This window comes from Lentimonas sp. CC4 (assembly GCF_902728235.1).
GTDB lineage: Bacteria > Verrucomicrobiota > Verrucomicrobiia > Opitutales > Coraliomargaritaceae > Lentimonas.
Genome location: NZ_CACVBO010000001.1, coordinates 3,527,696 through 3,551,214 on the forward strand (window position 1 = coordinate 3,527,696; position 23,519 = coordinate 3,551,214).

18 protein-coding genes are annotated in these 23,519 nt (G+C 52.0%); 5 read left to right on the forward strand and 13 right to left on the reverse strand.

Translation table 11 applies throughout. The annotated features are described in order from the left end of the window. Window positions 1-440 precede the first annotated feature (440 nt). The 9 genes from GZZ87_RS15110 to GZZ87_RS15150 form a co-directional block, all read right to left on the reverse strand. Window positions 441-1,487: an AAA family ATPase gene (locus tag GZZ87_RS15110; protein WP_162026645.1), complete on the reverse strand. Its 1,047-nt coding sequence runs from the start codon at window positions 1,485-1,487 to the stop codon at window positions 441-443. Between the two features lie 39 nt (window positions 1,488-1,526). Then, a complete protein-coding gene (locus GZZ87_RS15115) occupies window positions 1,527-2,570 on the reverse strand; it encodes an aliphatic amidase (RefSeq protein ID WP_162026646.1) in 1,044 nt (347 codons plus the stop codon). Between the two features lie 511 nt (window positions 2,571-3,081). After that, window positions 3,082-5,985, reverse strand: coding sequence for a response regulator (locus GZZ87_RS15120; RefSeq protein ID WP_162026647.1), 2,904 nt, complete (start codon window positions 5,983-5,985; stop codon window positions 3,082-3,084). Between the two features lie 540 nt (window positions 5,986-6,525). Continuing rightward, window positions 6,526-7,497 carry a transposase gene (locus GZZ87_RS15125; protein ID WP_244652039.1) on the reverse strand — a complete coding sequence of 324 codons (972 nt, stop codon included), beginning with the start codon at window positions 7,495-7,497 and terminating at the stop codon, window positions 6,526-6,528. Between the two features lie 278 nt (window positions 7,498-7,775). Then, window positions 7,776-8,252 (reverse strand): hypothetical protein, encoded by a 477-nt coding sequence (locus GZZ87_RS15130; protein WP_162026649.1) that lies wholly within the window; start codon window positions 8,250-8,252, stop codon window positions 7,776-7,778. Between the two features lie 50 nt (window positions 8,253-8,302). Further along, window positions 8,303-8,902 (reverse strand): hypothetical protein, encoded by a 600-nt coding sequence (locus GZZ87_RS15135; RefSeq protein WP_162026650.1) that lies wholly within the window; start codon window positions 8,900-8,902, stop codon window positions 8,303-8,305. A gap of 2 nt (window positions 8,903-8,904) precedes the next feature. Beyond that, complete coding sequence (locus GZZ87_RS15140) at window positions 8,905-9,144, reverse strand: hypothetical protein (protein ID WP_162026651.1); 240 nt, start codon at window positions 9,142-9,144, stop codon at window positions 8,905-8,907. A gap of 374 nt (window positions 9,145-9,518) precedes the next feature. After that, the gene (locus GZZ87_RS15145) at window positions 9,519-12,341 is read right to left on the reverse strand and encodes an AMP-binding protein (RefSeq protein ID WP_162026652.1); all 2,823 of its coding nucleotides are present in this window, start codon (window positions 12,339-12,341) and stop codon (window positions 9,519-9,521) included. Continuing rightward, window positions 12,338-13,774, reverse strand: coding sequence for a sodium:solute symporter family protein (locus tag GZZ87_RS15150; protein ID WP_162026653.1), 1,437 nt, complete (start codon window positions 13,772-13,774; stop codon window positions 12,338-12,340). The genes GZZ87_RS15145 and GZZ87_RS15150 overlap by 4 nt, the downstream gene beginning before the upstream one ends. 435 nt (window positions 13,775-14,209) lie before the next feature. Here GZZ87_RS15150 and GZZ87_RS15155 point away from each other — a divergent pair, with 435 nt between their 5' ends. The 3 genes from GZZ87_RS15155 (at window position 14,210) to GZZ87_RS15165 (ending at window position 17,147) form a co-directional block, all read left to right on the forward strand. Further along, window positions 14,210-14,647 (forward strand): helix-hairpin-helix domain-containing protein, encoded by a 438-nt coding sequence (locus GZZ87_RS15155; protein WP_162026654.1) that lies wholly within the window; start codon window positions 14,210-14,212, stop codon window positions 14,645-14,647. 270 nt (window positions 14,648-14,917) lie between these two features. Then, window positions 14,918-15,292 carry a hypothetical protein gene (locus GZZ87_RS15160; RefSeq protein WP_162026655.1) on the forward strand — a complete coding sequence of 125 codons (375 nt, stop codon included), beginning with the start codon at window positions 14,918-14,920 and terminating at the stop codon, window positions 15,290-15,292. A 118-nt stretch (window positions 15,293-15,410) separates the two neighbouring features. Beyond that, window positions 15,411-17,147, forward strand: a complete 1,737-nt coding sequence (locus GZZ87_RS15165) for a DEAD/DEAH box helicase family protein (protein WP_162026656.1) — start codon at window positions 15,411-15,413, stop codon at window positions 17,145-17,147. 31 nt (window positions 17,148-17,178) lie between these two features. On the opposite strand, the gene GZZ87_RS15170 is transcribed toward GZZ87_RS15165, so the two are convergent. Next, window positions 17,179-18,030 carry a biotin-dependent carboxyltransferase family protein gene (locus tag GZZ87_RS15170; protein ID WP_162026657.1) on the reverse strand — a complete coding sequence of 284 codons (852 nt, stop codon included), beginning with the start codon at window positions 18,028-18,030 and terminating at the stop codon, window positions 17,179-17,181. 1 nt (window position 18,031) lies between these two features. Next, window positions 18,032-18,700 carry an allophanate hydrolase subunit 1 gene (locus tag GZZ87_RS15175; RefSeq protein ID WP_162026658.1) on the reverse strand — a complete coding sequence of 223 codons (669 nt, stop codon included), beginning with the start codon at window positions 18,698-18,700 and terminating at the stop codon, window positions 18,032-18,034. Between the two features lie 373 nt (window positions 18,701-19,073). On the opposite strand from GZZ87_RS15175, the gene GZZ87_RS15180 reads away from it, so the two are divergent. Then, on the forward strand, window positions 19,074-20,057 hold the full coding sequence (locus GZZ87_RS15180; RefSeq protein WP_162026659.1) for an alpha/beta fold hydrolase: 984 nt from the start codon (window positions 19,074-19,076) through the stop codon (window positions 20,055-20,057). On the opposite strand, the gene GZZ87_RS15185 is transcribed toward GZZ87_RS15180, so the two are convergent. Continuing rightward, window positions 20,041-21,630 (reverse strand): S8 family serine peptidase, encoded by a 1,590-nt coding sequence (locus GZZ87_RS15185; RefSeq protein ID WP_162026660.1) that lies wholly within the window; start codon window positions 21,628-21,630, stop codon window positions 20,041-20,043. The genes GZZ87_RS15180 and GZZ87_RS15185 overlap by 17 nt on opposite strands. 87 nt (window positions 21,631-21,717) lie before the next feature. Here GZZ87_RS15185 and GZZ87_RS15190 point away from each other — a divergent pair, with 87 nt between their 5' ends. Beyond that, the gene (locus GZZ87_RS15190) at window positions 21,718-22,404 is read left to right on the forward strand and encodes a type 1 glutamine amidotransferase (RefSeq protein WP_162026661.1); all 687 of its coding nucleotides are present in this window, start codon (window positions 21,718-21,720) and stop codon (window positions 22,402-22,404) included. Between the two features lie 503 nt (window positions 22,405-22,907). Here the strand turns inward: GZZ87_RS15190 and GZZ87_RS15195 are convergent. After that, on the reverse strand, window positions 22,908-23,483 hold the full coding sequence (locus GZZ87_RS15195; RefSeq protein ID WP_162026662.1) for an alkylphosphonate utilization protein: 576 nt from the start codon (window positions 23,481-23,483) through the stop codon (window positions 22,908-22,910). Between the last annotated feature and the right edge of the window lie 36 nt (window positions 23,484-23,519).

Consider the following 23,519-nt stretch of genomic DNA (forward strand, 5'->3'; position numbering starts at 1 on the left):
TAGGAGTCTTCGAATCGAAAACGACAATGGTGTGTATCATGTGATTAACCGCGGGAACTACCACCAGGAATTATTGATCAATGACGGTGCGAATGCTTCCTTTGAGCAGTGTTTGTTTCAGGCTTGCGAAAAGTGCGGATGGGTTCTCGAAGTTTTTGTGTAATCTCCAATCGCTTTCATTTAGTAATTCGCACTCCCCGTAGGAAATTTGGTTTACGGAATGAAATGGTTACAGTCGACCGTTGCTAACCGCTACTATCGTTATCGTAAGGTTCACGGAAAGTTATTTCAAGGGCGCTATAAGAGCCTGATCGTTCAGGAGGAAGCTGATTGAGGGGCACTACGCAATTGATCGGCAACGACATAAAGCTGTGAGAACGCGATGGCCTGAAGAAAACATAAATATGTAAACCTACGAAACGCCCTCTTTTCTCTTCGCTTTAGCCCCTGCACTCGATTGCAATTTGATCGTTGATTGCCTTCGCGACCAAGTTTGAGTGATCAGGATATTGATTAATTGTGCGGGCTAGCGCGGGTTCGAGTAAGGTTCGTGTATTGCGTATTAGATCCCGTGCGCCAAACCGTTTGTCATATTTATTAAGAAGACAGCTGCGTGCGCTCGTCTCCAGCACGAGCGTGACTTGCTTTTTGCGTAGACGCTGATTGAGCTTTGTCACTTCGATTGAAAGTAGCGTGTCCAGCCAACTCTCTTCGAGCTGTTGAAAAGGGACAATTTGGTCGATTCGGTTAATGAACTCTGGGTCGAACTTTTGGTGGAGTGCTTGATCCAGAATGGCCCGAGTCTTTCGAACTAAAGGCTTCATTCCGAGCCGCTTACGCCAACTCCCATTAAACTGGTTCTGATATTTAGCCAGAGTTCGTGCGCCAATGTTGCTGGTCATGAAGATCAAGCAGTTGGTGAAGTTTAGTTGTTTGGTGCCAGCAGAGAGCTCTAACTTGCCAGTATCGAGGAGGTTCAAGAGTGCGCGGATAACTTCGTCACTGGCTTTCTCGATTTCATCAAAGAGCACGATTCCTGGTTTACTGTATGACCCCTCGATACGATCCGTATCGAATAAACTGTGGTTTTCTTTGCTGCCCACATAGCCTGGAGGTGCGCCAGTGATCGCCGCCACATAGTGCTCCTGTGCGAGTGTATTCATATCGATACGACAGAGGTGATCTGCGCTCCCATGTATGGCTTCGGCGATTAAACGAACTGTCTCAGTTTTACCGACACCTGTCGGGCCTACGAATAGTTGCACACCCAATGGTTTTGACTCTCGTCCAAAATCAGCTTTCACAAGATGGAGTAGATCGCTAATAGCATTCTGCATATCCGGTTGCCCAACAATACGCTCTTCGAGCATTGTCGCGATCGCCTCTGGATCGAAGTGAAAACGCGAAACTCTTTCGGACTTAACATTCAGTTTCGCTTCCGCGTTCTTCGCTTCGTTTGTAGCTAGGACTTCATTGATATACGGCATGGGTTCTAGTCGATTACGCCGCAGTGCAAGCGTGATCGCTTACTCTGCAGTCTTCTCTTTTTCTTCGACTGGAAGCGTGCCGACTGGACAATCCGCTACCCCGACTGTGCTGCGGGTAAACGCTTCGACATTGGCTTGAGTCTTTTCCGCATCCAATACCCAACTCCGGTAAAACTCGAAAGGACATGTTGCCACGCCCTTATCACCGTCACCAGAGTTGTGGACACCGGTATAGCCACGGTGAAGTAATTTGAAGAGATGGTTTTGCGATTGGTCATTGGCTCGCGCATCACGGATTTGACTGACTGAAAGCTGTGCATACTGCACGCCCATATCCTCTTCGCCGCATTCTCCGAGAGTGCGACCGTCGAATCCGATAATTGCCGAGTGTCCGAAATAAGAATAAACTCCGTCGAAGCCAGTGGCATTGGCCACCGCCACATAGCAGTTGTTCGCCCAAGCCATCGTCTTAGACATCATGATTTGTTGTTCTTTCGCCGGATACATATAGCCTTGGCAACGCACGATGAGTTCCGCTCCTTTCATCGCACAGTCGCGCCAAATCTCAGGATAGTTACCATCATCGCAAATTATCAGGCTGATCTTCATGCCCTTCGGCCCTTCCGTCACGTAGGTGCTGTCGCCGGGATACCAACCTTCGATCGGGCACCAAGGTATGCACTTGCGATATTTCTGGACGACCTCGCCGTCACTATTGATTAAGATCAAAGTATTATAAGGTGCCTTGTTCGGATGTGACTCGTGGCGTTCACCTGTCAGCGAGAAGATACCCCATGTGTTGGCTTCTTGGCAGGCCTTGGCGAAGATTGCAGTTTCATCACCTGGCACTGTGGCTGCAGTCGCCATCATTTCATCCGTATCATACATGATACCCATGGTGCTATATTCAGGAAAAACGACTAGGTCCATCCCCGGAAGTCCGACCTTCATGCCCTTAAGCATTTCCGCGATATTTCGCGCGTTATCCAGCACCTCTTCTCGCGTATGTAACCGCGGCATTTTATAATTTACGACGGCTACCCCGACGGTATCCGGACTACTTGAAATATCCCCATGCCTCATGTTTTTATCTCCTCATTTGATTGTTTATCGAACCAGATTTTATGCTAGCTGTTTTGATGCCATAGTAGACATTGAGGTCGTAATTTGTGCGATTTGGTCATCTTTTCCCAGAGGGCAACAGCCTACCCGAGTGAATGTTAGAGAACAGCGAACAGCTGCAAATTGGAGGGGGGAGCAAGTGGGCAACACTCAAAGTCCATAAAGCTCCACCGCTTGCTGGGATACCGCAATTGATTGAAACTCGATGCTTGTTACGTTTACAAACACTTTGCCTCAACTAGGACCGCACGAACTGGGTTCAAGTGTATGCAATGAGCGACTGCTCCAATCCCATCACTGTCCAATAATTGCGACTTATAGCGGCCTTGCGTGCCTTACGCACATTAACTAATCTAAAGTTAAAGGGGGCCCATCGTTGTTTGTTAGCATGCATGGACTGGCGCCGTATTCTGCCCATAAAAATGCATAGCTTAGGCAGCATATCTTTCCCACATCGGTTCGGATTCGTCGCTTAATTTTTGATGTTCTTATCAATGATAGCCAACAGAGCCTTGGGGGTGACTGGCTTTTGCAGGCCTCCATCCATCCCCGCGTCGATTAAATCTAGTTGGTCGTCTTGAAAGGCTAGCGCAGTGATGGCGATGATGGGAGTGGTGTTGCCTCTTTGGCGTAAGATACGAGTCGCTTCAAAACCACCCATCCCTGGCATTTTTAGATCCATGAGGATGATAGAGAAACGCTGTGAGGTGCATAGCTCGACCGCTTCTCGCCCGTTCTTGGCATGCGTCACGTGAAAATGACGCTGCTTCAAACACGTTTTGATCAGTTGCGCATTGCTGGGCTCATCTTCCACCAGTAGGACTTCTTTCTCTGCCTCAGCAGCGACACTGATGGCCACAGGCGTAGTCGATGCGTTTTGCGTGGGCGCAGCACTTTTTTCATTAGTCACTTCGACTACAGGAGGCTCGTCTGGGGTCGCTTGCTGCAGCGGTGCCGGTATCTGGACATGAAACTCAGCTCCTTGCTTATAGTCTGGGTTGACCCAGATAGTGCCGCCCATCATTTTGGTTAGGCGCTTACAAATTGCTAAGCCGAGTCCGACTCCTTCATGCGCACGGCTATGTGAGCCGTCCAATTGTTGGAACTCCTGAAAGACGACTTCGTGCTGTTCTTCCGGAATGCCGGGGCCCTGGTCGCGCACGGTTAAATGCAAGATTGGCACATCGATAGGATCGCTTTCCCTGCCAGTTTCTAGCTTTGCGATGAGTTGGATTGCTCCAGATTCCGAGAACTTAATGGCATTGCTGACTAGATTGAGTAGTATTTGTCGTATTCGAGTCGGGTCGAAACAACAGGGAACATTCAGTTCTGGCGCGATTTCAAACTTTAAGGTCAGGCCTTTGTCGGCACAGGGGCGCTCAAAGATACTGTAGATGTCATCAAGGATATCTTGCACTAAGCAGGGTGTGGTTTCAATCGTGAGTCGGCCGGCTTCGATACGTGCGATGTCCAAAATATCTTCAATCAGTTGTAGCAAGTCTTTTGAGCGGGACTTGATGATCTTCAGCCATCCCCGTTGTTCGTCAGGCAGATCGGTTGTTTCGAGTAGCAGATCAGTAAATCCGAGAATCGGGTTCAAGGGCGTGCGTAACTCATGGCTCATTGTCGCAAGAAAGACATTCTTCGCTTGGCTGGCGGCTTCAGCGGCCTCCTTCGCTTCGATGAGTGCGGCTTCGTGGTTCTTGATTTCCGTGATGTCTTGATGGGTGCCATACATCCATTCAGGTTTCCCTTCTTGCGTTCGCGTGGCGAGTTTCCCACGGTCCATTATCCAGACCCATGAGCCGTTTTTATGCTTCATGCGAAGTTCGCACGCGTAGTAGTCTGTTCTCCCCTCGAAGTGATCGTTCATACGTGACATGACGATTTTGAGGTCGTCTGGGTGGCATAACTGGCTCCAGGTCTCTACTGTAACGGGAGCCAACTCCTCTAGCCTATAGCCGATCATTTCTGCCCAATATTGATTTAGCCTCAGAGCGCTAGCCTCCACATTCCATTCCCAGGTGCCGACATGGGTGCCTGAGAGGATGTTAGAGAGTCGTGTTTGCTCGGCCGCTAACACCTCTTCCATGTGACGCCGTTCCGTGGTGTCTTGCACGATCGAGAAGAGCACGGGTTCTTCGTGCTGCTGTATGCAAATGAACAGGACTTCGACTGTTCTTTGTTCGCCATTACGCAAACGGTGTTTAAATTGATAGCTCTTCCTTTCGCCTGCCGTGACACGTTCTAGCACATCATCCATCGCAACAAAGGCACCTCCATCTATTTCCGATAGATTGAGTTGAGAGAGTTCAAGCTTGGAATAGCCATAATAGTCTAGGGCGGCGGGATTGGCATCTAGAATTTTCCCTCCCTGGGGGGCGATCAGTAGTATGGGGGTGGAGCTATTTTTGAAAAGGCCTGCGGTTTGGCCTTCACTTTCCTTGAGACTAATTAGCAGCGTTCGCTGCTTTAAATAAATGAACCCGATCACAACGCCGCAGGCAGCGAGTAAGACGGAGACGATAAATGCAGTGATGAAGTAGCCCTTGTATTTCGTATAAATGGATTGAGGCTCGTCGAGTATCACTGCGCCTTCGGGCAATTGGGAGATGCGTAGCTGATGGCGCTGAAGTTCCTTGTAATCAAAGGTGTAAATGTTGCCGCAATCTTCGACCAAAAGGTTCTCCGGCAGCAGTTCACCATTGAGGTAGTCTTCAGCAAACGTCGTCGCCAGCTGGGCCATTTGGTAATGAGAGACGACTTTGCCTCCTACGTAGCCCAGTCCAATTCCGATGGTATAGGGGCAAATGATCGGCCGCTGTGTATGGCGTTTGAACCACAATGTCAGATCCAAAAAACCCATCTGAGTGCCTTCCTTGTCCGTATAAGCCGCGAGTAAGAGTATGGCGTCGTTTTCCGGATATGAGTGTAGCTGCTCTGCAAGCTCGGAGAAGCTCTGATGACTTAAGTCTTCAACCTGAAGACGAGCCCTGAGCTCTGGCGTTAGATTTTCCAGTAGGGATTTTAATTGAGCCTGACCGGTCGTAGTCGGATCGGTAATCACATGCAAAGTGCCCAAATCAGGAAATAGATCGAATGCGAGCTCCGCATTTTCACGTAGGGAGTTCTGTTCAAGTATTCCGGAAAAGTCGGCGCGTTGTGCCGCGCCTCGAGCCAATTCATGGTCATTAATTCCAAAAAAGATGACAGGGATCGACCCTAATAATTCATCTTTATACTGCAGTAGGAATTTCAGTGCATTGTCATCCGACGAGAGGATGACGTCATAGCTACCGTTAGATTGGACGTTCTCTCGGATCTGTTCGTATGTGATCGGGAAACGCTCCGCCATCGGACGGCGTTTTGTGTCCATATAGATAACGTCGAGCTCTCGGCCTGCATGATTGACTAGATGCGATACTGCTGTGAAATGTTCCGACGATGAGTTGAATTCTGAGTGGTAGGAACTTAGATAGAGTATGCGCTTAGTGGGCTCAAACGTCTGAGCGCTCGCTATTGCAAAGAATAGCAAAAATAGAGCCGTAATTTTGAATTGTATCGACTGGGGCATGTCGCGTTTTTTGAGGTAGAGTTATTTCAATAGCTATTCGAAGAACGACTAATCGGCAATTTTATTTACCTTACAGGAGAAACCCAAAAGGGCAAACGTAGATCCGAGTGAAGCGACCACCCTTAGCTAACCTTAAAAGAGTATTTAGGAGCTAGAAGGCAGCACTTAGGAGCTAAATATCAGTGTTTTATGACGCCATTGGGTGGCCGGCAATAGACAAAAACCCGACGCACTTCATTACCAAAGACTAACTTCTGAATATAAGGTTAAAGATTCTTTGCGAAGACCGCCTTTCACTCCCCCACTCTGAGCCCATCGCCTGAGATGGAGTCTTTAACGCAGTCAGCCAAAGACCTGTCGGCGCAGCCCTTGGATCACAGCGAGATCGCCCCAATCCGAGCCCTTCATTGCATTCACCTTTGGTGGATGCTTACGTCCCCGCTCCATCTGCCAGGCGCCAGTAAAGCCGCGCACAAACTCCGCCGATCCTAGGATCGCGCCATCGGTAAAATAGCGGACACGGCAACGTAGCATCACAGCCTTCGGCAAGTGCCCGTCCTCCTGATCCAACACCTTCAATGCTCGCTTGCGAGTCATCTCAGATAAGCCGGTCTCAGACGCACGCTTACCAAATATCAGCGACCGGTGCGCCCGTAGTGCCGAGTCAATCCGCTTCGCGCCATGATCACTCCAAATATGAACCAAGCCCTTCTTGGCTTCGACCACTCCAGCGACCGCCTCCGCATAGCCACAGAAACGGTAATCTTTAGGATCACCGACCAAGCCAGCACGCACTGGATTCAAATCGATATAGGCAGCCATCGTTTGCAGCGGGTTACCCTGCCCCTCGACCAGCACCGACTTAAAGCGCTCAGCCCACAGCGTGCCATAACGCTGATGTGAACGATTATACCAAACCGAGAACCGCTGCTTCACCGCCTTCATAAACTCAGACACATCCGACATACGCGCCAGCAGTTTACGGCGAATCGCTTCAGCCTCCTCACCACCGGCTTGAAGCTGAGCCTGCATGATCTCCACCGAAGCCTCCTGGTATTTGGTCGGCTTCGGATACAGCACGCGATACCGCCGCATCAGTTCCCGGTCCGACACCGCAGGCCCATCCGGCACCCGCACCAACACATGAAAGTGATTCGACATAATGCAGTATGTGAGCACATCCACCCCGCAGAAGTCCGCAATTTGACGGATCATCTTACGCAAAACCTCTTTCTCTCGATCCTTAAACAGCAACTCCCCATTCACAGTGCGAGTCATCACATGATACACCGCATCACAACCACTCACCTTCATCCGTCGCATCCTCATACAATACAAGGGAATCAATTTCTAAAAAATGTCCACCGACTCGGTTATTATTAGCCTGTCCCTTTTAATGCCCTTATTAGCCTGTCCCTTTTAATGCCCTTTAATGCCTTTTAATGCCTTGTCACGTGGCCCCCTGTTTGCACCTTTTGGAACTGTTCTTGCCATGTAGCGACAAAAACAAAACCACCGTGGTTATGTTAACCCTAATTACCACCGTGGTTATATCCTACTTAACCAAAATCACCAGACGGCAATATACCTACCTAAAAATTCGGCACTTCCTTGGATTTTCGAACGGCATCTTTCTTTAGCCGATCGATCACCTTGTAATAAGTATTTGTCTTCATATCCATACCTAATGAAAAATGCCAATAAGCGGTAGAACTCCCAACACCGACCCAATGCTTTTGCATTTTGTCGAAGGGCTGACTCCTAGTCCAAGTTTGGCTATTAGAATTTGCCTTTAAAGTGGCGTAAACTTGCGCATCCGTCCAAGTGCCAGTCTTCTTGTATCTAATTCGCTCACACTTATCATTTAAGAATGTCGCTGTGATCGTCCAACCTTCTGGCTGATACATCAAAACCTTACCAAATCTCAAAATACGACCTTCAGAAATGACAGTCTCTCCTCCTGCGATTGGAAAAGACTTACCATACCTGTCTTTGATCTGAGCTGGAGTTTCACCAATTCGGGCAAATACAGAACAAGTGAGGATGAAATATAGAAATAGTAAACGCATAAAGTTTTCGGACAGTTACGGTAGTAGTGTGAAGTTTAATACGAGGAAATTCAGATCACTCGAAATTCATCAATAGAATACAAACTTAATTTAGTTTGAAGACCGACGATACACAGATGAGCCGCTTCATTCAATTCAAGGGCGGACGGAACAATTAATTTTAATTTCTCTAAATCACGCGCCATAGAGACACCGAGTTGATGCGTCCCAGCTTTCCCAGTAAGCATCTGCTCACAACATTGCCTGTATTGCCGAGATATGCCATCAACAGAATCGAACCCTTCCTGAGCAAGATGAACCGCAGATACAGAGTCCTTTGATGCGGCATTCAGCAATATTTGAGCAAATTGCTCAGGCTGAATGCTCAGTGCTGTTTTATAGTTTCGATAATCATTAAATATATGCCCCGTAACAGAGTCAATAGCAGTAGGAGTATCATCACTCTCTAAAAAATCCAACAGCTCCTTAAGACGTGACCGCTGAGACTTAAGAGCGACTTCCACTTGCAGAAGTGCCGCAAAAGTCCTCTTAACCTCTTTTTTGTGCTCAGCCCAAAGAGACAATGCAAATGCACATACAGCACCTGCAAATGCACCTGCAATTGCGGAAGTGAACTGACCAGAAGACGCCGCTGCTAAAAAGTAATACATAACTAACCTCGACGAACCCTTTCATCCCGAATTTCCGCGCGAGCAATCGCAATCATCTCCTCACGACCCGAGATAGACTGAGGCCGATAGGCTGCAGCCTCTCGGTGCCAATGCGTAATTGATGGTTTGATCAGCAGAAAATACAAAGCCGCACATCCTACGATCACCACCATCGCACAAAACACTGCATACAGTAAAAAAATACCGATGATACCTCCGATTACTTCTGTCCCATTCATCATGTGAAAAATCCCTCTTCGTTAATTAGCATACCATGTAGAACCCATACTTTCTGCCCGCTACTACGCTTATTTTAACTACGTGCGTCAAGATATTGCTCGCTTCGCTTGCGCTCCAACTCCACACACTGCGTTTAAAACGCTTCGCCAGCGGGCAGAAATCACCGGCCTTTCCTAATTCCGAGAGAGATCGAAGGGCACCAAACGCAAAATCTAAAGATCCTTTGCGAAGACCGCCTTTACTGCTGAAATTCAGGAACCTTCGTAAGCACTATGCCTTCGCGGTCTGCGCGAGCACAGCCCCTACCCTTACCCAAGAACTGGCCTCGAACGGGATGATGTTATAACCATTATGGTATTGCTCCGAATCAACGCACTCAGGCTGTCATCACTTGTTGAAGGTAACGCTTGAGGCAATCGGTGGCATCTGTTCCAGAACGGGATTCCGACTCAAGTAAGGGTTCGTTCACGCACATCGTGGCTGCTGGGCCGTAGCGACTTACAAGGGGAGCGAGTGAAGCACCCCGAAACTTAGTTTCGAGGCCACTCGCGAGTGCGTCGGCGCTGGCAGGCATGGTGGTCATGCGTGTTGGATAGCCAAGGGATGCCAACATGGTTTGCACCGCTTCGGCTGACACAGATGGCAGCGTCACATGGGACACGGGGCCGGCATCGTTATGGTTGCTCAGGGCGATGGATCGAAGGGCTGCGGCGATTGTGTGCGGATCGACGAACTGCCAGTGCCATGGGCCTTCGGGCATGACGCCGGATGACGCCCAGGCCTTTGCGACATGGGACAGTCGTGAGGGTTGATTGGGTGTCAGAATATGCGGGATCCGGATCACGTGCACTGGCAGGCCTTGTTCACTGGCCTGCCATGCGAGTAGCTCTGCGTCGTGCTTGGTCAGCGAATACCCATCGGCTCCGGAGGCAATCAGTTGGGCGCGGTGCGTGCTTAATCGCTCAAAGCCGTAAAAGGATTCGGGCCACTGGGTGCCGTATTGCAGTGGAAAGACTGCGCTGCTGGAAACCATGAGCAACTTGGCTCCGGCGCGTGCTGCTAGGCCGATGACGGTCTCCGTGCCGCGGACATTGGCCGCCTGTAAATCTGAATACGGTGCCACCATATTGGTATCGGCTCCGACATGGATGACGGTGTCGACCTCCGCAGCGATGGCGTCGAAGGCTGCGTCCGACAAGCCGAGTTGCGGCAGTGTGAGGTCGCCGGCGACGGTGCGGACGCCTTCGGGAAAGTCATGATTGTTCGATCGAACCATGGCCAGCACACGAATGCCAGCGGTCGATGCGAGCAGGTCAATCAGCTGTTTGCCGAGACTGCCGGTGGCCCCAGTAACAAAGATAGTGGTCGGTGTGCCTGTCCGATTTTTGAGCGCTGCGGCCAATGGCGACAGCTGCGGCGCCTGTGCTGGGGTCTCACTCCGTGCGATCGGCTGCTGTGATCTCAGCCAATCCGCTAAGGTGGCGGGTGTGTCTGCCGCCTTGAGGTCAGCTGGGGTGACGCGGCGACCGGTGCAGCGCTCGACTTCCACGCAGAGCGCGACGGCGGCGAGCGAATCGCCGCCCAAGTTGCTGAAGGAAGCATCGTCGGTGATATCGGTGCGATCGAGCACCTTTTGAAAGGCGCCTCTGACCGCTTCGACGAGCGTGCGGGTCTTGGTCGCAGGCTCCGTTTCTGTGGACTCGGTTAGCGGTTGCGCCAGTCGAGTGCGATCGACCTTGCCCGAGGCGAGCAGCGGTAAGGTCTGACTGAGAATGATCCTGCTAGGGACGGCGGACGGATGAATCTGTTCACCTAGCCATTGGCACAGTGCATCCACATCAAAACTAGCACCGCCCTCCTCCGGCACGATATGCGCGAGCAAGCTGAGATGCCCCATTGTGTTGTCGGTCGTGGTGACGCATGCCTGAGCGACGCCGGGATAGGTTTGCAGCAGCGTCTCGACATCCATGGGCGCCACCCACATGCCGCGAATCTTGACGTTGGACTCACAGCGTCCCAAGACTTCGAGCGAGCCGTCGGGCAGTAGCATGCCGCGGTCGCCAGTGTCATACGCAGCCACCTGATTCGAATCGCTTGTAGGCAGTTTGAAAAAACCGCCGCCCTCGCCTTTCACGGAGGGCGCGGGCTTTGCGAGCCCTGGGCCTGCGACGATGATGCGGCCCGCAGTGCCGGTGGGGACGAGTTGCTCTCGGTCTTGTTCCTGTGTGATGTTGACCTGAGCGAACGGCGCAAGGGTGAGATGCATGGCTTGCCCCAGTGGCGGGAGGTCGCCGGCTGCCACATCGTGACATTCTGCCAGCGAGTAAAGGTTGACGATGCGGACGCAGGGCAGCAGCTCCCCCATCCGAATGTGTAAGGATTGGGAGATCCCCTCCCCGCACAGAACGAGCAGCCGCACTCTCGAGAGCGCAGTGACTGCGTCGGGGCAGCGCAAGCAGGTATCGAGCAGTGTCGGCGTGAGCATCATTCGTGTGATTCCGTAGCGCGTGACGGCGGCGGCCAAGCGCAAGGGATCACGAATGGTGCTGTCCGTTAAAAGCACGGCCGGCACGCCTGCATGCAGCGCAGGCACGACGTCCCACATACCGAAAATATTGCAGCCCACAACATCCTGCGGTTGGTAAGGCCAGAGTGCGGTGCGCCATGCGTGCGAGTGCATCGATCCAATGTGATCGGTGAACACGGCGCGCGGCTTGCCGGTGGTGGTGCCAGAAGTGAAGAGCAGGTGTGCGGCTTGAGCGGGATCGGATACGGGGGCGACGGCGGACGTTTCCATCCGCTGCAAGTCCTCGACCGCGATCACGGGCAGGTGCGTCTGCAGCGTTGACCGGTTCGCATGGTCGGCCAGTAGCAGCGAGAGATTGCCGTTGGCGATGATGCGATCGACCACGGCGGGCACGCCGCGCGGTAAGGTGGCGACGACGGCACCGGCATGGAGGCAGGCAAAATAAGCCGCGACCGCATCGATTGTATTGTCCATTTGAATACCGACCACGCGTCCGGTTGCCTCGCGAGCTACCAAGTTGGAAGCGATCGTCTCGACGCGTTGGACAAGATCCGCGGCGGTGATGCTGCGGTCTTCATCGACCAGCAGTTCCCGGTTGGCATCGATTGCAGCGCGGTTGAGCCACGCGGTATGGATACAATCCAACTGCGGTTTGTGAGCGGGATCCGTCATGATGCAACCTTGGAGGACTTACAGCGTGCAAAGAGAATCAAGCCGATGCCGGTGCACAGGGATCCCACATAGAGCGAGTCGACATTGGCCCAAAAACCGGTCTGCTCTGAGAAGCGCCAGATGGTGGTGCCCACGGCACCGAAGAGCGATGCGAACACAAACTGGTTGTCCGCGATGCGGCCTGGCCAGAAGTAACCAATCATCATGGGCAGCAGTAGGCAGGCGGCCATGTAGCTGCCGAGGGTTTTCCAGACCTGCATAATATTGCCTTCAAACGCAACACCCAGCACCACGGCGGCGATGCCCGATACGATCATGCCGATATGATGCAGGCCTACTCGTCCGCGAAAGCGCTTGGGCACCAGATCGTAAGACACGGTGGTGCCGGCTAGAAAGAGATACGAGTCGAGGGTGGAGAGAATGGTCGCCGTGACGCCGGCCAGCATGAAACCACGCCAGCCGTCGGGTAGCAATTGCACGGCGTAAATCAGGTAGGCATGTCCCGACGCGGCTTCAGGAATCACGGCGCAGGCATACATGCCGCCTAAGGTGGTGCAGATATCAAAGAAGAACCAGACCACGGTGGAGAGCAGAATGCCGACCTTGGCAGTGCGGGTGGAATTGGCCGCAAAGCAGCGTTGATAGAAATTCGGATCCACCAGCGTGGACAGCGCCACAATCCCCCAGACCACTAGCGTGCCCCAAGATTGTCCGCCGGTAATGGAAAAGTGCGTCTCCGGCAGTTGTTCACGTAGAAACGATAGGCCGCCAAATTGAGAGACCGACAGTATGACGACGAGCAACACGGCGAAACACATCACGAAGAATTGCACCAGATCGGAAAAGACGACGGCGCGCAGGCCGCCCCACATGGCATACAACAGAACAAAAGTCACACCAACGGACATCGTGAGCCAGAGCGGACCGCCGAAGAGAATCTGCAGCAGCAAGCCGACGCTAATGACGTAGGCAATGGGCAGGACATTGAACAGATTGAAGACGGCGCTCAGTCGCCCCGATTTCGGGCCAAACATACGGCTCACCAAGTCAGGCAAGGTGACGGCCTCGTAACGTGCGACCCGTTTTACAATGAACAAAGCGAAGATGATGTAAGCCGCATACCAGAAGGCGCCCTGCGTCACAAAATTATAGATACCGTATTGAAACGACATTTCGGTGACCCCGAATATCCCGCCATACCAGGTGGCCACCAAGGTCGCGATAAACATGGGCAGCGTCAGACGCCGGCCCATGAGGAGAATGTCGAGTAAGCGCGCTTCTTCGTTGGCGTTCGGCAGCACCTTGCGCTTGCGATACTCACCAAGGAGCACAGCACCAATCGTGATGCCGATGATGACGGCAAAAACCAGCCAGTCTAAGGGCACGATGGAGGTCGAGACCTCGAGCGCAGGATCAAAGTTCGATGCGCTCACGCTTGCTGCAGGTGCTTAGCACAGCAAAGCATTCCCCCTCTGGGAGAATGACAGATAGGATCAGAGTGAGTGGTGGCTTCGTTTTTCATCATAGGCGCGTGGTCGCAGCGACAGGCAATGACACCTTTGTTAGATCTTCGGGCGTGCGAGTCAATACGTTGAGTTCGCTAGAGACAGTGTGGACGTAGAATGTATCACTGAGCCTCTCGGCAGCACCTTACCTCCGCACAGATCGAAACGGCTTCGCCGATCCGCTACGAAATAACACGAGGTTAACGTAGCGAACTGGCGAATGCCATTTCGACCATATGATCAAAGCTAATGTTACAATTCATCTGTGACATTAGGGTTACATTGACTTAATATAAACATTACAATACGTTGTTTAGCTTTAATTACCTCCTAAAAACAGAACACAAAAAACAAAAAAGAACTATGATCGTTCCATTAACCGACATCACTGGCATCGGCCCATCCATCGCAATCGCACTTTCAAAAAACGGTTTTAAAACCATCAACGACCTCGCCAAAGCAGACGTCGATGCACTCTGCGCAATCCCTGGATTCGGCCCAGTCAAAGCAAAAAACACGATCGCAGCAGCAGCGAATTTGGCTACTGTCGATTCACCCCCTGCGGAACCAACACCTGAGCCAGTTAAAAAGTCGAAGCCAAAACCGAAGCTAACAAAGGAAGTAAAGGCAGCGTCTAAGTCTAAGAAGAAATCAAAGAAGGCGACCAAGTCTGATAAAAAATCTAAAAAGACGAAGTCTAAGAAAGCTGAAAAGAAGAACAAAAAGAAGGACTCGTCTAAAAAGACAAAATCTAAGAGCAAGCCTAAGAAGGCCGACAAGAAGAAGAAAAAGAAGAAGTAGCCAAACTGTTGCTGTCACAGTTCGTAGCGTGCAGCTTCAGCCAACGAAAAATATCGCTTTAGCCTCGAAGCTCAAACGAGCGCCGAGGCTAAAGCACTGCACTGCTGCCGACAATTACACGCCTTGAAAATTCGTTACCCAAGAGGCACAAAAATTGGTTCTTTGTCATTTACAGAAGGCCATTTGTGCTGTGAATCTCTGAGGCTGAATTTTTTCCGGTCTGCCCGGCGCCTGTGCCCATTTATTTGACCGCATACACTTACGAGAATCATGCTTGAATTTAATTTCAACGAAGAGAAAAAACTCCTGACGACTACGGCGACAGGTATCATTGGAGTGAATGACATCATCAGTCATTACGAGCAATTGCCTGAGTATCAGGACAAGACCCGCAAACTAAAAGTCCTAATTGATGTGCGCAAAAGCCAGTTTGAACTCAAGTTGCCCGATTTAAGCCAAACGACTGAAACAGTTCAGTCTGCTTTGAGTCATTTTGAGTCCATCGCTGAGGCGATACTGGTCGACGAACCATCAGCTACCGCAGTGACCGTTATCTTTCAAAATTATAATTCTGGTGTAGAGGGATACCAATTCAAAATGTTTAGCACCTGCGAAGCTGCCGAGGGCTGGTTAAGCGCAAAATAGGTGCGGTTAAAGCCTGCCGCTTGGAACGACATTCTTTATGCAGCAGACTCAGTGCTGCGATCCAGCGTGACGAATTAAGTAGCAATGTGAAGGCCGTTTCACATAGCGTGTGCGCTTCATGTATCAACTCAGACCCTATCAACAGGAAGCGGTAGACCGCACCCTCAATTACTTCAGAAAGCTACGCCACCCTGCGGTGATCGTGTTGCCTACGGGTGCGGGTAAGAGTTTAGTGATCGCGGAGTTGGCCAAAATCGCCAAGGGCCGCGTGCTGGTGCTCGCACATGTCAAAGAACTGGTCGAGCAAAACCATTTAAAATATGAAAGCTATGGCCTGCATGCGGGGATCTATTCGGCGGGATTGAACCAGAAGGACAGCAAGCAGAAGGTTATCTTCGGTAGTATCCAATCGGTCGCAAAGGCGAAGGATACCTTCTTTAAAGATTTCACGCTGCTTGTGATTGATGAGTGTCACCGCGTCGGGATGGAACCGGAGACTCAATACGCAAAAGTCATTGAGCAGCTCAAGCGGAACAATCCGCGCATTTGTATTTTGGGTCTGACGGCGACCCCGTATCGCTTAGGCGTCGGCTGGATTTATAACTGCGCGCTGCGCGGGGAAATAAAAACCCAGGATCCACGTTTCTTTAAGCACTGCATCTACGACCTGCCACTGGAGTATATGATCCGGAATCGCTACCTAACACCTCCGGTCAAGGTCGACATCCCGGTCACTTCGTATGACTTCTCTGAGCTGACCGAAGGCGGCCAAACTTACACCATGGCTCAAGTGGAGGAAGTGCTCAACCAGCAGAGACGGCTCACGCCGCTGATCATCAAAAACATCATTGATATTACCGACAGTGACCAGCGACAGGGTGTGATGGTTTTCAGCTCCACGGTGAAACATGCGCAAGAAATCATGCAGCACCTTCCGGAGGGGCAAGCGAGGCTGGTCGTGGGCACCACCGAGCTAAGCGAGCGCGATCAGATCGTGGATGATTTTAAGCAGAAAGCGTTTAAATATTTAGTGAACGTATCCGTATTAACGACGGGGTTTGATGCCGCGCATGTCGATGTGATTGCCATCCTACGCCCCACGGAGTCGATTAGTTTGTATCAACAAATCATTGGCCGTGGGTTGCGACTGGATACCGACAAGAAAGATTGCCTCGTATTGGATTACACGGGGATGGGGCATAGTATTTTTAGTCCGGAGATTGGCGACAAGAAGGCAGACTCGGAGTCGGTCGCGGTGCAAGTCCCCTGCCCCGAATGTGGGTTTGTAAATGACTTCTGGGGCATCCTCGATGATGATGGCTCGCTGCTGGAGCACTACGGGCGGAAATGTCGCGGCGGGCAAACAAATCCACAGACCTTAGTTTTTACGCCCTGCGGCTATCGGTTTCGCTTTAAGATCTGCAACCAATGCGGGACAGAGAATGATATCACCGCGCGCGACTGCCATCGCTGCGGCAGTGTGATGATCGATCCGGACGAAAAACTCAAACAGGCGCGGCTCTCTAAAGATGCGCATGTGCTCACGCCAGACTCGTTTGAGCTACTAGAGCGCATGGACAAGAACGGAAACGCTTACCTGCAAGTAAAGTATTACGATTATGACGCCAACGCATTGACTGAGATGCACTATCTCAACAATTCAACGAGCTTGAAAAAGTTTGCGATCAACTTCATGAGATCTCACCTGCGCACGCCTGAATTAAAGGTTCAAATTCGCTCGGTGAGCGACGTCTTAAGCATACAATCACAACTCCGCATGCCTGCTTTTATCATCGCACGTCAGCAGGGGAAATTCTGGAAGATCACTGAGAAAATATTCAGCGAGGAACTGTGAACGGCGAAGGAACGTTTGCTAAAGCGGCACGCTACGCCCATATGAATGTCACTTTCGTGCCTGGTCGGCATTGAGCCAACCGCCCCAAATCAGCTTCGAGCAATATGGCCAGCTTTGCATAGCCACCGACTGTAGGGCCATCGGTCATCGTAATAATCGGCTGACCGTTACCAGGAATCTGAAAGCTGCCCGGCAAGACGGGCTCACTGCGAATCGACTCAGGCACTGAAAGCTCTGGCCCGTCGAGTCGATACCCCGTGCGATCGGACCGTGCCGAGACTGTCCACTCTGATGCTACCAGTTGCGCACGTGCTTCAGGCTCAAACAAATCAAATTGTGGGCCAGGCAATACTTCAAACTCAGCTGAGCTAGGAAACACTTTCTGTAACTCAGGCAGCAGCACTCGACGCCCCACTCGCTCGACCGACGCATTTGGTTCACGCAAAACAGCGGACAGCTGACTGCCTGTCTTCAAAGATTCCCCTAAGCCATTACGAGCATCAACCGATGCACTACCGAACCAATGATCGGCCTCAAAGCCACCTGGCACAGCGATATACGCCCACAGCCCCGAACGATTTACGGGAAAGTGCAACACCGTGCCGGCCTTGACCTCGCTCGCCGTCCAAGGCGAAAGTGCACAGCCTAGATCTGCCCCTGCGAGCGCGATCCATGTATCTTCTAAGACACGCAGCTTCGCACCTTGCATTAAGACCTCTAGCACTGGCGCATCCGCCCGATTACCCAGCAAGCGATTTGCCGCCTCGGCGGAGTAACGATCCATCGCTCCACCACTGGGCACACCAAACTGTCGCCATCCGAATCGACCACCGTCTTGGATCGAAAGCCCTACACCTGTTGATAGTATTTCAATCGTCGCCATATCAACTCGGTATAAATTTTACGGTATCTCCCGCAGCTAAAGTAAAAATATCACGCGCGTCGCAATCCGTTACCATTGCCTTTTCTGGACGAAAAAGCGGCAGTTCCGTGCGCCCTAATAGATGCCAGCCACCAGGACTCGCGACCGAATAAATGCCGGCATGGCACCCACCAATCGCAACCGCGCCTGGCTCAATGCGATTACGCGGCGATGCCTTACGCTCTATATGCAAACGCTTATCCAGCCCATCCAAATACGGAAACCCCGGCGTGAACCCCATCATACGGACGCGATATTCAGGAGCCGAATGAATCGCCACGACCTCGGACTCGGTCAGGCCTACTTGCTGAGCAACGGCTTTCAAATCAGCCCCATCGTATATGACCGGGACCTCAATCCGACGCGCGGCCTCGGCCATCGATGCAGGTGCCCCTTGAAGACCCTCCAACCATACCCGTAGAATGGGCGCTTCGACTGGCCGCACGAATACCACCAAGCAATTGTCCGCCCCCCAGACGCAGTCTTCCAATGCTTCAGGGGGATCGCACCACAAGGCCTGCTCAATGCATCCCCGTTCGCCCCCGCCAAAACCATCCAGCAAAAAACCGCGCTCACCGTAAGGTCGGATACGCGTCTGCTTAAAAGGGGATTCTTCGATCTGTGTCACCATTCGCTGATTACCATAGCGGCTAAAACACAGTTTAAAAGTCCTATCCACGTCCGAATGGCACGAACGGGTGTGACTATAAGTGCGGGGAGTTTTGGGGAGGGACGGCCTCTGTGCCGTCAGCCGTGCCTCAGCACTCAACCAAAGCACCACCTTCCCTTCGCTGGGGAGGAGCTCAAAGAACCGCGTTCATCGCGAAAACAAGAAGATACAAGCTTATGGGTAACGATCGAGGCCGAGCTCGTCCCTCCCAAATGTATTGAGCGAAAAATTACAATTCTTGATACGCGACAGGATACCACTCATATACTTTGACTTTGATTTAAATCAACTATCCTACAGAAAGCACGGGTGGCCACGTCTCCATCCGCTCAGCATGCCACTCATCGAACAGTCCACCTACGTCGCACCTTTTGGCTTTCGCAATGGGCATTTGCAAACGATCTACCCAGCACTCTTTAGAAAAGTGCCCCTCGTCACAACTGAGCCTGAGCGCATTGAAACACCTGACGATGACTTCATTGATCTCATGTGGGCGCACACGCCGAACGCAACACGCTTAGCTGTGCTGACGCATGGACTCGAAGGCAGTGCGCAGGCAACTTATGTGCAGGGCATGGCACGCGCACTCGTCCAAGACGGCTGGAGTGTGCTTACATGGAATTTCCGCAACTGTAGCCATGAACCGAACCGACAACTGCGATCCTACCACAGTGGAGCGATCGATGATCTAGTAACGGTGCTGGCGCATACGGCTCGACACACACAGATCAAAGCCATCGCATTGCTTGGCTTTAGCCTCGGAGGCAACCTGACTCTCAAATATCTGGGTGACCATGGTGCGCAGATCGACCCTCGCATTCGAGCTGCGATGGCGATTTCCGTGCCCTGCGACTTGGCCGGTAGTTCGGAGCGCCTGGAGCACTGGAGCAATCGAATCTATATGGCGCGCTTTTTAAGAACACTGCGGTCAAAAGTGCGTGAGAAGATGACGCGCCACCCTGGCAAAATCCACGACCATGGGCTCGATCAAATGCGCACCTTCCGCGAATTCGACGGCGCTTACACCGCACCGATTCACGGGTTTACCAGCGCCGACCACTATTGGAGTGAGTGCAGTTGCACCAAAGGACTGTTAAAAATCACGGTCCCTACGCTGCTGATCAACGCACAGAATGATCCCTTTCTCACGCCCAGTTGCTTCCCGATCGAAGAAGCACGAAACAGTCATCATTTTTACCTAGAAATGCCAACACACGGCGGCCACATGGGGTTCATCCAACGTCAGAATGGCGCCGCCTACTGGTCAGAAAACCGTGCGGTGGCGTTTCTACAGGCTGCGACTACTGCACGGGCTTAAAGAACACAGCCTTCGTGTTATTGTCTAAGCGCACATCATCCATCGGCTCTTCGGGCACGACTTGAGCGGCAATGTTCAAACTATCCTCAGAGTAAGTCGAAGGCACTTGGGCAAAAACTTTTCGAGTCGTCGTTTGCCCGGGGCTCAATGTGCCGATCGTGAAATCCATCGGATCCCCCTCCCCGACTAGCACGGTGAGTGTTGTAGTGCCCAGCCAACTCGTGCCTCGGTTTTGCACAATCACTTCGACGGGCATCGTCGTGCCAGGCAGTGCATCGGCTGGGAGGTAAATATCGGCGATCGCCACATCTAGAATATCATCCGTATCACGCTCGCGCAGACGATCCCAGTTTACCACACCTGCTCCATAGACTGCATCGGTGCCCGGTGCACCAGCATCATCTAAATAACGCTTCATAATATCCACAACTTCCGTTGGGCCGCGTGATGGATCCGCCGAAAGCAGTGACGCCAAGGTGGCGGAGACAAATGGCGCTGCAGCAGATGTGCCGGAAAATAACATGGTGCCTTCATCTTCTTTTGCAGTCAGCACACCGACCCCTGGCGCGGCAAAGTCAATCGCATCGGACTGATTCGGGAACAGCGCTTGCCGGCCCACTCCATCCACCGCTGTGACTGACAGCACCTGCGGGTAAGCGGCGGGGTAAGGCAATTGCGTGTAAGCATCATTCCCTGCGGCAGCGACCATGATCACACCCTTTGATTCAGCATAACGCACCGCTTCGCGCATAACTTGAGTATCTTGATACACTCCCAAGCTCATATTCAGCACATCGACTCCCATGTCCACAGCTTGCACGATTCCCTGTGCAACATGAAAGCTATTGCCCAAGCCTTGATCGTCCAACACTCGCACAACAAACAGTTCCGCAGCAGGTGCAATGCCCTCTGAACCGGCAATGATCGACGCCACCGCAGTGCCATGCATCGCACCAGAGCCGGAAATACCAGCTCCAGTCAAATCCACAGAATCGATGCTCACCTCGTCAAACTGCTCATGCGCCTCAAGCCCCGAGTCCAAAATGCCAACCAACACACCAGAACCATCACCATCCACAGTCCCACCAACCACTGCATAGGCCGGCATACCGAATGCCCGTAATTGCGAATACAACTCGGGCGCGATCTCAACGGGAGGCAATGGTTGCTCGACCCGATACGAAAAACTACCGCGGGCGCCATAGAGACCAGGGTTCGGCCCAGACTGCGCGTCTATACCAATACGCACCACCATCAACTCATCGATCTGCCCGAGCGGCGATAAACCGGCATTCGCCAATGCTTGTAAATACGCCAAGTAATCCTCTCGGTTGGTAAAATGCATTACCATCTCACCTGCAATCGCATGCTTAGGAAACTCAACCTCCCAATCCCCTGAAACCTGCACGGGTATTTCTGTATCATCACTGGACACCGCTCGCGGCGAGGCCTCAACCCGAACCACCTGCTCCTCCACGACAGTGTGCCACTGCCATTTCGACAGTGAGAGCCCGATACATCCTCCAAGGATGACTAAGGCGCACAGAATTATAAATCCACGTGGCAATTTCATAATATCACTTCATTAATCGAAAAATCGTTAAAAACAAACTCGATTCAACATACGTTTATAGTTTCAAACACTATAAGGTTACAATGTATGAAAATTCTTTGCTTAAAACACATCGCCTTCGAAGGCCCTGCCGCCTTCGCACTTTGGGCACAGCAACGCGGCCACGAGCTGGAAGTCGTTGAGGTGTATCGAAACCCGCCGCTGCCAGCGCCTCAAACATTTGATATGCTGCTAGTCATGGGCGGTCCAATGAATATATACGAAGATAACATCTACCCTTGGTTGACCAAGGAGAAGTCCTACATCCGCAGCGCCATCGCCGCGGGCAAACACGTCATCGGCGTCTGCCTCGGCGCACAATTGATTGCGCATGTCTTAGGTGCACCCGTCACTGCTGGAGCAAACAAAGAAATCGGCTGGTTCCCAATCCAACCAAGTGTGGATTGTCCAGCCACACTGCCACTACCTGAGGAACTGCGTGTCTTACACTGGCACGGCGACACCTTCGCAATTCCACAAGGCGCCCATGCCATCGCCCAGAGCGACGCCTGCGCGAACCAAGGCTTCCTCTACCGCGACCGCGTGCTTGCGCTACAATGTCACCTAGAGATGACACCTCAAAATCTCGCCCTACTCATCGCCGCCTGCAGCAATGAACTCGTAGACGCGCCTTACATTCAAGACGCCGCGACCATGCACGCTGAGCCCGAAGCGACTTACGAGGCGATGCAAGCCGTGCTGTTTGAGATGCTGGATGCGTTGGTGGCTGAGTAATACCATCCTTTGACATTTTCTGGTAGTCTGTAGCCATCGAAGGGAAGACCACTGTGAATACTTTTCAGCTGTATTTGTTAACCGCCCGCTACGCTAGAGATCGCAGAGCACGCTGAGAGCTGACGCAGAGCATTTCACGCAGCCCTCCCCATCTCCTCGGCGCACTCTGCGATCTCTGCGATCTCTGCGATCTCTGCGGTTAAACCTTTTTACCAGTTTTAGTCGCATGTTGGTATAATTTATAGTGCGGTTGCTTAGCAGCTGCCTAAAAAACCGATTTCAACGTCATAATCGTTATCCTCTATGTGAATCCGTAGGGTCTTCTATTACTACTCCCCGATTATGATTAAAATGAGGAGTCAGATGAAGAGCTCAGAAGCAACAAACGACCGATGGTGCTGAGGCCTCTTGAAACGTCTCGTAGTTTCGCGGGTGCCGCAAGCAGCACCCCTACAAATGAATGAGTCAACGGTCTTCGCAAGCAAAGCCCCGACTCACACACACTACGCCTTCTTCACATATTTCGTGAGAATCACGATATGCTGACCATTCACGCGGCCTTCGATATTGTCCGAATTGTTGTGATCTAGCAGAATACGACGCACGGCGGTGCCACGCTTCGCGGTAAAACCGCCACCTTTGACGACCAAATCTTTGACCAAAGTCACGGTATCGCCCGCGGCGAGCTCTGCGCCGTTGCAGTCGATATACTTAAGCACGGACGCGGCCTCCTTGGCCTCCGCCTCTGCCCAGATCTGCACATCGTCTTCAAGAAACAAGGAATCAAGCAGGTCCTGCGCCCATGCTTCACTCTCGCCCAGTCGCGTCAACAGTCGCCACGCCATGACCTGCACAGCGGGCACTTCACTCCACATACTTTCGGTCAGGCAACGCCAATGGTGCACGTCAACCTTATCAGGATTTGCAATCTGCTCGCGGCAGTTAACACAGAGCAATACCGCCTCATCAGCGGTGCCATCGGATGTCGGCGGCACTTCATAAACTGCCAAATCTTCGGCTGCGCCACATAACTCGCAAGTGCATCCACTACGTTCCTGTAAATCTGTCTCTGTGCTCATAGCGCAAGACCCAACCCAAAGTCTGCGATGCAGACA